General features: G+C 64.6%; 11 protein-coding genes. 2 read left to right on the top strand and 9 right to left on the bottom strand.

What is annotated here, in order from left to right; all coding sequences use genetic code 11:
- Window positions 1-192: 192 nt before the first annotated feature.
- Window positions 193-1,650, top strand: a complete 1,458-nt coding sequence (locus NLM15_RS13735) for a DUF1254 domain-containing protein (protein ID WP_254117564.1) — start codon at window positions 193-195, stop codon at window positions 1,648-1,650.
- 189 nt (window positions 1,651-1,839) lie between these two features.
- Here NLM15_RS13735 and NLM15_RS13730 read toward each other — a convergent pair whose 3' ends face one another.
- Window positions 1,840-3,069 carry an MFS transporter gene (locus NLM15_RS13730; protein ID WP_254117563.1) on the bottom strand — a complete coding sequence of 410 codons (1,230 nt, stop codon included), beginning with the start codon at window positions 3,067-3,069 and terminating at the stop codon, window positions 1,840-1,842.
- Between the two features lie 130 nt (window positions 3,070-3,199).
- On the opposite strand from NLM15_RS13730, the gene NLM15_RS13725 reads away from it, so the two are divergent.
- Window positions 3,200-4,108 carry a LysR family transcriptional regulator gene (locus NLM15_RS13725; RefSeq protein ID WP_254117561.1) on the top strand — a complete coding sequence of 303 codons (909 nt, stop codon included), beginning with the start codon at window positions 3,200-3,202 and terminating at the stop codon, window positions 4,106-4,108.
- Here the strand turns inward: NLM15_RS13725 and NLM15_RS13720 are convergent.
- The 8 genes from NLM15_RS13720 to NLM15_RS13685 all read right to left on the bottom strand — a co-directional run bounded on the left by NLM15_RS13720 (window position 4,105) and on the right by NLM15_RS13685 (window position 13,397).
- Window positions 4,105-5,532 carry a hypothetical protein gene (locus tag NLM15_RS13720; protein WP_254117559.1) on the bottom strand — a complete coding sequence of 476 codons (1,428 nt, stop codon included), beginning with the start codon at window positions 5,530-5,532 and terminating at the stop codon, window positions 4,105-4,107. The genes NLM15_RS13725 and NLM15_RS13720 overlap by 4 nt on opposite strands.
- A 238-nt stretch (window positions 5,533-5,770) precedes the next feature.
- The gene (locus tag NLM15_RS13715) at window positions 5,771-6,988 is read right to left on the bottom strand and encodes an acyl-CoA dehydrogenase family protein (protein ID WP_254117557.1); all 1,218 of its coding nucleotides are present in this window, start codon (window positions 6,986-6,988) and stop codon (window positions 5,771-5,773) included.
- A 163-nt stretch (window positions 6,989-7,151) separates the two neighbouring features.
- Complete coding sequence (locus tag NLM15_RS13710; RefSeq protein WP_254117555.1) at window positions 7,152-8,363, bottom strand: ABC transporter substrate-binding protein; 1,212 nt, start codon at window positions 8,361-8,363, stop codon at window positions 7,152-7,154.
- Window positions 8,364-8,479: 116 nt separating this feature from the next.
- Window positions 8,480-9,055 (bottom strand): HdeD family acid-resistance protein, encoded by a 576-nt coding sequence (locus NLM15_RS13705; RefSeq protein ID WP_254117553.1) that lies wholly within the window; start codon window positions 9,053-9,055, stop codon window positions 8,480-8,482.
- Between the two features lie 129 nt (window positions 9,056-9,184).
- Window positions 9,185-10,708, bottom strand: coding sequence for an FAD-dependent oxidoreductase (locus NLM15_RS13700; RefSeq protein WP_254117551.1), 1,524 nt, complete (start codon window positions 10,706-10,708; stop codon window positions 9,185-9,187).
- 19 nt (window positions 10,709-10,727) lie between these two features.
- Window positions 10,728-11,354 carry a GTP cyclohydrolase I FolE gene (gene folE, locus NLM15_RS13695; RefSeq protein WP_254117550.1) on the bottom strand — a complete coding sequence of 209 codons (627 nt, stop codon included), beginning with the start codon at window positions 11,352-11,354 and terminating at the stop codon, window positions 10,728-10,730.
- Between the two features lie 229 nt (window positions 11,355-11,583).
- Window positions 11,584-12,483 (bottom strand): alpha/beta fold hydrolase, encoded by a 900-nt coding sequence (locus NLM15_RS13690; RefSeq protein WP_254117549.1) that lies wholly within the window; start codon window positions 12,481-12,483, stop codon window positions 11,584-11,586.
- A gap of 86 nt (window positions 12,484-12,569) precedes the next feature.
- Complete coding sequence (locus NLM15_RS13685; protein ID WP_254117548.1) at window positions 12,570-13,397, bottom strand: HD domain-containing protein; 828 nt, start codon at window positions 13,395-13,397, stop codon at window positions 12,570-12,572.
- Window positions 13,398-13,449: the final 52 nt, after the last annotated feature.

Raw genomic sequence — 13,449 nt, 5'->3', positions numbered from 1 at the left:
CACAGCAACAGCCGCCCAACGACGTTGATTTATGTCAAGGGGCCTGCCGCCTTGTTCAAGCGAGGATGGAAACCGTGCGAACCAAGGGTAGCGCGGGCCCCGATATCTGCCGCGGTCGTTACCAAAAACAAACGGGTGGCCGCGCCCGACAGTGCAGCTTCCCTCAGTGCGCATCGGTAAGGAGGACTGGAAATGCATCGTGTCTTGCTGAAACAGACTTTGCCTTTTTGCATCGCCACCCTGATTGCATCGGGGGCGCTCGCGCAAAGTGCCGCGCCTGCACTCACCGAGCAGGAAGCTCACGCGATCGCGGTGGATGCCTATGTCTATTTCTACCCGATCCTGTCAATGGACGTCACGCGCAAGCAATCGACCAACGCCGCGAACGAATTCAAGGGCCCGGCGAATACTTTCGTCAATATTCCCGAGTATCCTCCGGCGAATTTCAAGGGCGTTGTCCGCCCCAACTTCGACACCCTCTATTCCGTCTCCTGGCTGGACCTGACCAAGGAGCCGGTGGTCGTTTCGGTGCCGGACACCGATGGACGCTACTACCTGATGCCGATGCTCGACATGTGGACCGACGTGTTCGCGTCTCCGGGCTGGCGCACGACCGGCACACGGGCCGGAACGTTCCTGGTCTCACCTCAGGGCTGGCGGCCTGATCTGCGCGACAGGTTCGTCGAGGAATTCAAGCTGCCCAAGGACACCCAGCGCATCGACGCACCGACGCCTTACGTCTGGGTCGTCGGCCGCACCAAGACGGACGGTCCGGACGACTACGCCGCGGTCCACAAGATCCAGTCCGGCTACAAGGTCGTTGCGCTGTCCGAGTATGGCAAGACGCCGAAGCCGGTGGAATTCAAGCCGGATCCGAGCATCGACATGAAGACGCCGCCCAAGGTGCAGGTCGACACCATGGCGGCCGGTGCGTATTTCGCCTATGCGGCCGAATTGCTCAAGCTGCACCCGCCGCACGTCACCGACGAGCCGATCATCGCGCAAATGAAGCGGATCGGCATCGAGCCCGGCAAGAGCTTCGACATCGCCAAGCTCGATCCGGCCGTGCAACGGGGCTTGCAAACCGCACCTGAAGTTGCGCAGAAACTCATGGCATGGAAGATCCCGACGCTGGCGCGTGTCGCCAACGGCTGGTCGATGAATACCGACACCATGGGCGTGTACGGCAATTACTATTTGAAGCGCGCCATCGTCGCGCAAGTCGGGCTCGGCGCCAACCTGCCGGAAGACGCGATCTATCCGCTCAACGTCGGCGACGAATCCGGCAGGCCGCTCGATGGTGCGAACAAATACACGATCACGTTCGAGAAGGGCGCAGCTCCGCCGGTCAACGCCTTCTGGTCGATCACGCTCTACGATCCGGACGGGTTCCAGGTCGGCAACGCGCTGAACCGGTTTGCGGTCAGCAGCTGGATGCCGTTCAAATACAATGCCGACGGCTCGCTGGACCTCTATTTCCAGAATGAGAGCCCGGGCAAGGACAAGGAGGCCAACTGGCTGCCCGCGCCGAAGGGACCGTTCAATTTGACCATGCGGCTCTACGGCCCGAAGTCGGAGGCGCTGACCGGAAAATGGAATCCGCCGCCCGTCGCAAAGGCATCGACAACCGTCGGTCTGTCCCCCCAGTAGGATCGCGATCAGCGCCGGCGCTCAGCCGGCGCTGCCGACCCCATCACCCCGTCGCGCCTGATCGGCTCCTTACCGCGAACTGAAGGTTAGGAGCCGGCTTGCCTTATCTGCACCTCATGCCTCCTTGATACGGTTGTTCCAATGTGGGGGCACACTCGCTTCCGACAGACATTCCTCGACCACGCTGCGTCACCGAGCCGGGCTCGCCGAGACACACGCCGCGCATTGCGGGTCGGCTTTCGCCTTGCGGCGAAACGCACCAACCAGGATGACAGTCGATGACAGAGCGAGGATGACGGCGCTGAACAGGAAGGTGGCGCGATAGCCGCTGCTGTCGAACAGCACGCCGCCGCCCGCGGCACCCGCGGTGATGGCGAGTTGAACGACCGCCACCATCAGGCCGCCGCCTGCTTCCGCATCGTCGGGCAACGCCTCGCTGAGCCACGTCCACCACCCTACGGGCGCCGCCGTGCCGATGAAACCCCACAACAGCATCAGGGTCGCCGTGGCGCCAAGCGAGGCGCCATATACCGTCAGCGCGACCGCCATCAGCGCCATGGCGAACGGCATGAAGACGAGAGACGCATAAAGGCTCTGGCGGATCACAAATCCGATCAGCGACGTGCCGATGAGGCCGGCAACGCCCATGACGAGCAGGAGCGCCGAAATGGTCGTGACGTCGACCCGCGTCACGGTCTCGAAGAAGGGCCGCAAATAGGTGAAGAGCGAGAACTGTCCGAGGAAGAACAGCGCCGCTGCGAGCATACCGTAGGGCACGTTGGGACGGCGCAGGACCTTGAAGGCCGCTGCCGCGCTCGCGCGCTCCCGGCTCGGCATCCTCGGCAGCGTAAAAGACTGCCAAAGCAGGGTCAGCGCTGCAATCGGCACGACGCAGAAGAACGCGCCGCGCCAGCCGATGTACTGGCCAAGGAAGCTGCCGAGCGGCGCGGCAATCGTCGTTGCGAGAGCGTTGCCGCCATTGAGAAGCGCAAGTGCGCGCGGCACGTCCTTGCCCGGCACGATGCGGATCATCGTCGCCGCCGACATCGACCAGAAACCGCCGACGGCCATGCCGACGAGGGCGCGCCCGATCATGAAGACCGGGTAATTGGGCGCGAAGGCCACGACGACACCGGAGACCAGCGTGACGCCGGTCAGCCACAACAAGACGGATCGCCGGTCGATGCCGCGCGTTGCGGCCGAGATGAAGAGACTGGTGAGGATGGCGAAGAGGCCTGACACGGAGATCGCTTGCCCGGCCTGCCCTTCCGTCAGGCGGAGGCTGTCCGCGATCGGCGTGAGCAGGCTCACGGGCATCCACTCGGATGCAACGAGCATCGAGGCGCAAAGAGCCACCGCGAAAACCGCACTCCATGCGGCCACTGGCGGCCTCGTTTCTTGATCGGCTGTGACGTCCATCGGCAATCCATATGTCGCGAAGCGCCCAGGCTGGCGCTGTTCACGGCGACACATAGAGCCTTGGGCGGCGTTCGATTAGCCGCTATAATTTGCTTGCATTAATCGATGCTGGCCATGAATAGTGACAGCCATGGCAGCTCAGGATTTCAACGATCTGCTGGCCTTCGTGGCCGTCGCCCGCGAGCGCAGCTTCACCAAGGCCGCCGCGAAACTGGGCGTCGTGCAGTCGACGCTCAGCCATACGATCAAGCGTCTGGAAGCGCAGATGGGCCTGCGGCTCCTCACGCGCACGACGCGAAGCGTCGGCCTGACCGAGGCGGGCGAACGGCTTCAGCAATCGGTTGCGCCCCGCATCGAGGAGATCGAGCGCGATATCGCGGCATTGATGTCCCTGCGCGACAAGCCGTCGGGCACCATCCGGATGACGCTCTCGGATCATGCGCTCGAAAAAGCGGTCTGGCCGAAGCTGGCGCCGGTCCTGAAGAAATATCCCGACATCAAGGTCGAGTTCAGCCTCGACACGGCGTTCCGCAACATCGTCGAAGACGGCTTCGATGCCGGCATCCGCCTCGGCGAGAGCGTCGAGAAGGATATGATCGCGGTGCGCATCGGCCCGGACTGGCGGCTGGTCGCGGTCGCCTCGCCTGCCTATCTGAAAGAGCATACGAGACCGAAGCACCCCCAGGATCTCCTGAAGCACGTCTGCATCAAGCGGCGCGCGGCGGCCGGCGGACATTATGTCTGGGAGTTCGCCAGGAACGGTCCCGACCTCAGGGTGCGCGTCGAGGGGCAGCTGACCTTCAACGACTCCCGTGCGATGATCGACGCCGCCGTGAAAGGCTTCGGCATTGCCTATCTCCCTGAAGACATGGTGGCACGGCAGGTCCGGTCCGGCGAGCTCGTCATCGTGCTCGACGACTGGTCGCCGGAGTTCGACGGCTACTACATCTATTATCCGACCTCGCGGCAGAACTCCGCGGCGTTCAAGGTGATCGTCGATGCGCTCCGCCATCACGAAACGCGAAGAAGACGCAGCTAGGATCCCGATTGATCGACGAAGATGCGAACACGCCCGACGTCTTCGACTTCTCGATAACGGCTTAGTTCCTTCTGAAGCTCGGGATCGGAATTGGCCCAGGCCAGCCAGTCGAACGGGAACGAGCTCAGCAGACTGGTATCGACGAGAATGACATTCGGGCGGCCGCCTTGCAGGTCCGCCAGCAATTGCCGCCGCTCGAAATTGATGATGCCGTCCAGTCTTGCCCGCTCGGCTTCAGTCGGTTGCGAGTTGTTCAGGCGCAGGATTGCGCCTGCCGAGAGGAGTTGCGCACAGGAGCTGCCCACCCAGATGCCGTCGATTTGACGGACGAGCGGATGCCCGAGGCCGATGTGGTCGGTGATCGTGAGCAGCCGCGGGTGCTTCACGTGGGCCTGGACGCGCGCCTGTAGCGGCAGAAATCCCGGGGCGGGTGATGACAGATAGAGCCCGATGGCGACGACTGTTGCAAGGCCGCCGACGACGATGGGCACCCGCAACGTCTTCGTGCAACACTGCAGCAACGGTGCTGCAATCGCAAACAGACACAGCGCGAGAGCCGTATATGGCCACCCCTTGCCTTGAAGCAGGAAGCTCGCCGCGCCGCCCACCGATGCGGCCAGCCAGGGAATGGCGTTGCTCCCCATTCTGAGATTTTGCGGACCGAGCAGGCGCAGGAATCCAAGCGAAGCGCCGATCACGGCGATCGGGACGGGAAGCAGGCTGCCGAGCTCCCTCCTGATCGGCAGATAGGCCTCGGCGACCATCGGAGCATAGGTGGAGAAATAAGCGGGGAAGAAGGCCGCAACCGCTGCCCCGTAACCGATGACAACAGCCGCGGCCGTCCATGCCTCAGGGGGGAACAGAGGCCTGAAAGAGCGCTGGCGGACGGCCCCTAGAATGATCGGGAGAGCTGCCACCAGGGCAAAGAAGGGCTTGATGCTCATGGCCACCCCGGCGCCCACCCCGGCGAGGATCGCGAGCCGGCCGGGATCGAGCCCGCGCCAGCGCAGCGCGGTGACGGCGACAAAGGGGGTCAGCGCGATGACGGCGATGTGCTCACGTTGTCCGAAGACGGCGCCCGGAAGGATTGCGAGCAGGAACGCAAAAGACCAGGTCGAAAAACTCCTCTCCCGAGCGCCCAGCCTTGCCGCCACGGCGGTGCGATCGATCACGAAAAGCGCGCCGGCAATCTCGACGATCACCAGGACGATCACGATGAATTCGGGTGCAATGCCGGTCAGTCGTGCGAGCACCGCCCCGGGCATGTACATGTAGACCGACAGCGGCGGATTGGACTCGAAGAGGTCGATCCCGAGCTTGCGGCCGTCCAGGATCTTCTCGTTGACGGTGAGAAGCCAACCCAGATCCGCATTGAGAATGACGGGTATCTGGACGAGCAAGGCCGTCAGGAGGATCGCGGTCACGACCAGCCAGCGTTGACGCGTGCTGAAGCCGCCTCCCGGCAGGGCAAGGGCGCCTTGCTTGGGCGCAGGCGATCTAATCTCATTCACCTGCGTGAACCTGACAAAGCGTGATCAGCGCCACTCTCAATCAGGAGTAGTTACTATTGTGCTACAATGATCCGAAACAATCCCGCAACGGCCTGAAACGATGCTGTCCAGGGCCAATCGGGCAAGAATTGCTGTCGCGGGCGCGGAACTCCTACCCCGCCATCACCCCGCCGCGCTTGATCAGCTCCTTGCCGACGGCGGCGAGATGCACCTGGTCCGGCCCGTCGCCGATGCGGATGAAGCGGGCGTAGACATAGGCGCGGGCGAGGAACGTGTCCTGCGAGACGCCGGCGGCGCCGTGGATCTGGATGGCGCGGTCGATGACGCGGGCGGCCATGCTGGGCACCACGATCTTGGCCGCGGCGATCAGGTCGCGTGCGGCCTTGTTGCCCTCGCGGTCCATCCTGTCGGCAGCCTGCAGCGTCAGCAGCCGCGCCTGCGCGATCTCGCAGAAGGAGTGCGCGATGTCCTCCTTCACCGAGCCCTGCTCGGCGAGCGGCTTGCCGAAGGCGACGCGGGAGACCGCGCGCTGGCACATCAGCTCCAGCGCGCGCTGGGCGCAGCCGATCAGCCGCATGCAATGATGGATGCGGCCGGGGCCGAGCCTGCCCTGCGCGATCTCGAAGCCGCGGCCCTCGCCGAGCAAAATGTTCTCCGCGGGCACGCGGACATTCTCGTAGACGATTTCGGGATGGCCGACCGGCGCATCGTCGTAGCCGTAGGTCAGCATGTCGCGGACGATACGCACGCCCGGCGTCGCCTTCGGCACCAGGATCATGGACTGCTGGCGATGGCGGTCGGGATCGTCCGGCGCGGTCTTGCCCATCACGATCAAGATTTCGCAATCCTCGTTCATCGCGCCTGAGGTGAACCACTTCCGGCCGTTGATGACGTAGTCGGCGCCGTCGCGCCTGATCTCGCACTGGATGTTGGTGGCGTCGCTGGAGGCGACCTGCGGCTCCGTCATCGAGAAGCCGGAGCGGATGCGTCCGTCGAGCAGCGGCTTCAGCCAGCGCTCCTGCTGCGCCTTCGTGCCGTAGTTCGCCAGCACCTCCATGTTGCCGACGTCGGGGGCCGAGCAGTTGAAGATCTCGGGCGCCCAGAGGATGCGGCCCATGATCTCCTTCACGGGCGCGTATTCGAGATTGGTCAGGCCCGGTCCATGCTCGCCGGAGAGAAACAGGTTCCAGAGCCCCTGCTCCCGCGCCAGCCGCTTCAGGTCCTGGAGCACAGGCGGCGTCTTGTAGCGCGTGGCCTCAGGCTTGACCTGCTCGTAATAGAGCTCCTCGACCGGCTCGACATGCACCCGCATGAACTGGCGGACGCGCTCCTGGAGCTCCAGCGAACGGGCGGAGTGTTGAAAGTCCATCGTGGTCTCCTGTTCGCTTCGCCGCACGTCAGTATCGTAGGGTGGGCAAAGCGAAGCGTGCCCACGCATTTTTTGCGACCGAGAGAGGTGGTGGGCACGGCGCACGGGCGCCTTTGCCCACCCTACGATTGCGAACTCGCGGAGAGAGCCTGTCGGTCGCGCCTCACGTCCCGCGCAGCAGCTCGCTCGCCACGATCCAGTCGTTGCCGTCGAACTGCAGCATATAGCCGTCCTTGATCGGGCGGAAATCCTGCGGGGTGGTGTTGAGCGTGATGCCGGGCATCAGCAGCGACAGCGGCACGTTCTTCAGGTTCGACGCCTGCGCCATGATGTTCTCGCGCGTCAGATTGTCCTTGCATTGCTTGAGCAGGACGACGAGCGCCTCGGCGACGGTGTAACCATAGAGGCCGGCGACGTTGTTGATGTCGGCATTGGGCAGGCGCTTCTTCATGAACTCGATATAGGCCGTCATCGCCGGATCGTCCTTCGGCGCCTCGACGAACGGCTTGAGCGAGCCGAGCGAGAGCACGCCCTTGCCGGCATCGAGACCGGCCGGCACCATCACGGTTGCCTTGTTGGCGCAGCCGGAGGCGAGGAAGCGCGTCGGCTGCCAGCCGACCTCATGCGCCTTGCGGATCGCCTGCGCGCAGGCGCGCGGCGTCACCGAATAAATCATGAAGACGTCGGCCTTGGTGCTCGCGAGCGTCAGCACCTGGGAATCGACGGTGGGATCGGCGACCTCGAAGCTCGAGGCCATCGCGATCGCCTTGTCTGCGTCGGCGCCGAGCGCTTCCTTGACGCCGCGCAGATATTCCTTGCCGGCGTCGTCGTTCTGATAGAGCACCGCAAAGCGCGCATTCGGGTTCTTGGCGCGGGCATAGGCGACGTCGATCGCGGCCTCGCTGGTGTAGTTCGGCGCCCAGGGCAGCGCCATCGACCACGGCATGTTGGCGGGATCGTTCCACTTCGAGGCCGAACTGATCAGGAACAGCTGCGGCACCTTGTTGCTGTTGAGATATTTCGCGATCGCCGAGCTCGGTGCCGTGCCCATGGTCGCGAAGATGAAGGCGACACCATCGCCCTCGACGAGGCGCCGCGCGGCTTCCATGGTCTTCGGCGGCGAGAAGGCGTCGTCGAGCGACAACAGGTTGAGCTTGCGACCGTTGACGCCGCCCTTCTCGTTGACCTCGTCGAAATAGGCCGAAATGACCCTGCCGGTGATGCCGAGCGGCGATGCGGGGCCGCTATAGGGCATGGTGTTGCCGATCTTGATCTCGGTGTCGCTGACGCCGGGACCGTAGGACTTTTGCGCGGAGACTGGTGTGGACAGGCAGGCGGCAGCCAGCGCTGCGGCCAGGGCCAAAGCAGCTTTCATGGTTTCTCCCCAGTGATGATCGTCCGCGCGACCCGAGCGCGCAGCGTGCTGCTTTTTTGTCAGCGCATCAGCTCAGCGGAGTTCCGCAAGACGGTCTTGCGTCGAGTTGCTGGTAGCTAGCGGCGCCGTCGCAGGCTGAAGCCCAGGCTGACCCAGCCTGCGCCCGCCATGATCAGGTCGATGCCGAGGAACAGGCCGAGGATGTAGACGCTGTTCACCGGCCAGCGCGCCACGATGAGCAGTCCGAGCAGCAGGGTGATGGCGCCCGACAGGGCCACCCACACCCACGGGCTTTCGCGCTTCATGCTGAAGGCGAGAAACAGCCGGACCGCGCCCGAGGCGATCAGCGACGCGCCCAGGAACAGAGTCAGCAGCACTGCCGCGAACAGCGGGTTCTCGAAGGTCAGGAAGCCCGCGACGACATAGAGCACGCCGAGCAAGGCCCAGATCAGGAACTTGCCCCAGCTTTTCATCTGGAACGCGCCGATGATCTCCGCCGCGCCGGCGACGATCATCATGGCACCGACCACGATCACGCTCGCCACCGTCGCCATCACCACGCTGCCGAGCGCGACGAAGCCGGCGATGAGGTAGACGACACCGAGCGCGACGATCCAGCCCCATTTGGCATGTAACGCCGCGATGCCCGAGCCAAGACCAAGATGTTGGGAAGTATCCGAAGCAGTTGTCATGACGCCACTCCTGCAAGCGAAGCCCGGAGGCACACGCCAGGATAGCACGAGCCGCTCCGGGTCGACAGCCAGCAGAGCAGCCGCCGGCGGCAGCAACATTGACCTAAATCAAGATCGAATGCGGCGTTTTCAGCCGCGGGAGCGCTCCATCTCGAGCTCGGCCTTGAGGTTGTCGAGATCGCGATAGATTGAAGCGACCGCCAGCACGCGCCCGCCCTTGCGGTACTTCAGCAGGCAGTCCTTGCCGTCGATGCTGCCGTCGATCGCAATGTCGTCAAAGCTCTCGGCATGTCCGACATAGTTGATCGGAACGTCGTAGTGCTGCGACCAGAAGAACGGCACGGCCTCGAAGCGTTCGCGCCTGCCGAGCATGTTGCGCGCCGCGGCCTGGCCCTGCCGCTCCGCTACGACCCAGTGCTCGACGCGGATGGTTTGCCGCGAATGCGGATCGGGCCAGCGCGCGATGTCGCCAGCCGCGAAGATGCCGGCGATGCTGGTCTCCAGATATTCGCTCACGCTGACGCCGCGGTCGGCCGCAAGGCCCGCCTGCTCGGCGAGCGCGAGGCGCGGCCTGACGCCGATCCCGACCACGACGAGATCGGCCTCGATCACGCCGCCGCTCTTCAGCGTCGCGCGCCTGCCGTCGAGCTTTTCCACGGTGTCCCCGAGGTGGAAGTTGACGCCGTTCTCTTCATGCAGCGCACGAACGAAATCGCCCATCTCGGCGCCGAGCACCTTCTGCATCGGCCGCTCCTCGGGCGCGACCACATGCACCTCGAGCTTGCGCGCCCGCAAGGAGGCCGCGACTTCGAGGCCGATGAAGCTGGCGCCGATCACCAGCGCGCGCCTGGCACTGCCCGCGGCCTTGATGATGGCGCGACTGTCGGCAACGGAGCGCAAGGTGTGGACATGCGGCTGGTCCGCGCCCGGGACCTGCAATCTGACCGGCTCGGCCCCGGTCGCGAGCAGCAGCCGGTCGAACGGCAGCTTGTCGCCATTGCCCAGCGTCACGCTGCGCGCCTTCGGCTCGATCGCTGCAACGCTCGTCTTGAGCCTGAGATCGATGCCCGCGTCCTGATAATAGTCCTCGCCCCGCAGCGGCAGCCAGTCCTCCGGTGCGTTGCCGGCGAGATAGTCCTTGGAGAGGTTGGGACGGTCGACCGGCATCGCGCCGTCGTCGCTGAGCATCGTGATGGCGCCGGCAAAGCCCTCGCGCCGGAGCGTCTCGGCTGCCGCAAAGCCGGCCGCGCCGCCGCCGACAATGACGAATTTTTCCGGCGTCGGTGCGCTGCGATGAGCTGCCGACGGCTTCGCTGCCTCGCGCTTGCGCCGAACGATGATCCTGTCGCGATCGCGCGAGACCTCCCACACCGCCAGCGCGTTCAGCGCCGGCGGACGGGTGGCCTCGCCGGTGCGCAGGGAAAAGCAGGCGTGATGCCAGGGGCAGCGAACGGTGTCGCCGACCACCAATCCCTCGGCGAGCGGGCCATGGTAGTGGCTGCAAGCCGGCTCGATCGCAAAGATCTCGCTGTCGGCCTGCACCAGAAGAACATCCTCCTCGCCGACATGGCCGAGCAGCTTGCCGTGCTTGAACTCCGTCAGCGACACGCCCTTGGTCAGGTCGGGTCCACTCGGCTTGTTGTCCTCGGTCATGGCGTCGTCTCCTTGCGGATCAGTCGTCCGAATTGGCCAGCCCCAACAGCTCCTGTCGCGTCAGCGCATTGTCGCGGAACACGCCCAGCATGCGGCTGGTGACGAGATCGGTCCCGGGTTTGTGCGCGCCGCGCGTTGTCATACAGTGATGCGTCGCCTTGATGATGACGCCGACGCCTTCAGGCCTCAGCACGTCGTTGATCGTGTTGGCGATCTGCGCCGTCATCTTCTCCTGGATCTGGAGGCGTTTTGCATAGACGTCGACCACGCGCGCAAGCTTGCTGATGCCGACCACGCGCCCCTGCGGAATATAGGCGACCCAGGCGCGGCCCACGATCGGCGCCATGTGGTGCTCGCAATGGCTCTCGAACCGAACCCCGCGCAGCACGATCATCTCGTCATAGCCTTCGATCTCCTCGAAGGTCTTTTGCAGGATTTCCGTGGGATCCTGCGCATAGCCGGAAAAATACTCCTCGAAGGCGCGTGCGACCCGATCCGGCGTGTCGCGCAGACCGTCGCGCGCGGGATCGTCGCCGGCCCAGCGGATCATGGTCCGGACCGCCTGCTCGACCTCCGCCCTGTCAGGCCGATCGCTCGGCGCCTGCGCGACCGCGACACGTTCCAGCTTGCGCACTTGCGACGTCATCCAAAACCTCCCCTGCAACGAGCCGCAACCCGACGCGGCCCCACAGCTTGGACGGCTGCGATTGGAAAAGGTTCCCTAGATCAGGAAAAATCGGAAGGTTGGCGGGTGGCCTGCCAGTGCCGCGCGCGCTCCTTCAGACCCTCATGGTGAGGAGCCGCGAAGCGGCGTCTCGAACCATGCCGGCCCGACCGGGGCCTTCATCCTTCGAGGCGCCCGCTTCGCGGGCTCCTCAGGATGAGGGTTCAGCCGCTTTCCGCACGTCGAGCACGGCCTGCGCCCATTCGGCGGGCCGCTCCTGCGGCAGGTTGTGGCCGGCTCCGGCGAACACGCGCCGCTCGAAATAACCCTCGAACTTGCGCGCATGATGGGCGGTGCCGGGATTGACGCCGTCGCTGTCGCCGTCGATCGCGATGGTGGGGACGCGGACCTGGGGCTGCGCGGCGAGCTTTGCCTCGATCGCGGCATAGGCGGGATCGCCTTCGACCAGCGCGTAGCGATGGCGGTAGGAGTGGATCACGACATCGACGAAATCAGGATTGTCGAACGACGCCGCGCTCGTCTCGAACGTCGCGTCGTCGAAGGCCCATTGCGGCGACCACATCGCCCAGAGCTGGCGCGCGAAGCCGGCCCGGTTGCGCTCCAGCGCACGGCGGCCGCGTTCGTTGTGGAAGAGATATTGATACCAGAGCGCCGCTTCCTCCGGCGGTGACGCCGGCTCCATGGACTTCGCGATGTTCTGGATGTTGTAGGAATTGCCGGAGACCAGCGCGATCACGCGCTCGGGATGCAGCACCGAGACCACGCAGGCCGCGCGCCCGCCCCAATCGTAGCCTCCGACGATGGCGCGTTCGATGCGCAGCGCATCCATGAAGGCCAGGAGATCGGCGCCGAGCGCGGCCTGCTCGCCGGAGCGCAGCGTCTCGGCGGAGCGGAAACGGGTCGGCCCGTAGCCGCGCAACCAGGGCACAAGCACCCGCGCGCCCGCTTCCGCGATCAGAGGCGCGGTCTCGGCATAGGCGTTCACATCATAGGGAAAGCCGTGGCCCATGATGCAGGGCCAGCCATTCGGCGCGCCGTATTCGAGATAGGCGATGTCGAGGACGTCCGTGGAGATGGTTTTTTGTTGCATGATTTGCTCACGGATTGGGAGAGGCCGTAACCCGGATGAGTGCAGCGACATCCGGGATGCAGCGCCACCGGCACCGCGACGGCCACCTATTTCTGCGGACCGGACAGCGAGATGTCGCGCTCGGCGCGGAACACGTTGCTGTAGAGGTTGGCGATCCACTGCCGGCCGATCTCGGTCTTGTTGAGATAGCCGATCTCGGTCTGGATGTGCGGTGCGACGCTATTCCAATAGAACTGTGGATAGCGGTTCACGATGTCGGCGGGCGAGTCGTAGCCGAGCTGGCGGTTCATGCCGACCTCTTCGAACTCGTAATAGAGCGCGTTGGCCTTGCGCAGATAATTGGGATCGCCGAGCTGGCCGATGAAGTCGGCGGCGCGCAGGATCGAGGCTTCGTCGTCATACTCCTGGCCTTCGCGGGCCGGGAAGCGGGTGCCCTCGATGGCGCGGGCGACGCGCTCACTGTCGATACCGCGGATCGGTGGCAGCCGCCGTCGCACGAAAAGCTTCGAACGATCAACGTGATACATCATCAGACTGGCATCCGACGCGCCGCGCGGCAGCGACACCTTGGTGCCGGCCTCGTCGACCACGAAACCGTCTTCGTCGTCCTCCGGAAATAGGCCGCGAACATAGCCGATGTCGTGCGCAAGGCAGGCGATCAGGATATGGATGTAGTCCTCGGCATCGAGGTGCGTGTGCAGATTGCGGCCAAGCATGATCGCCTGGGCTGCCAACGTCACCAGCATCGTATGCTCGATGTTGTGATAGAGCGCGTCGCTATTGCCGATGCATTCCATCGCGGTGCGCGTCGAGGCCTCCACCACCCTGGCATAGGAATCGTCGTACCTGCGACGCATGAACGAGCCCAGCAGCTTCTCCAGGGATTCGGCCGCCAGTCTCGGTAACGTCATCATGGATGCAGCCCCGCTTGTCGGTGGTGTCCCACGTCAACTCCCGACGTCTCAT

Source organism: Bradyrhizobium sp. CCGB20, assembly GCF_024199855.1.
Lineage (GTDB): Bacteria > Pseudomonadota > Alphaproteobacteria > Rhizobiales > Xanthobacteraceae > Bradyrhizobium.
The sequence above is the reverse complement of the archived record's forward strand: the minus strand, read 5'-3'. Positions and strand labels throughout refer to the sequence as shown.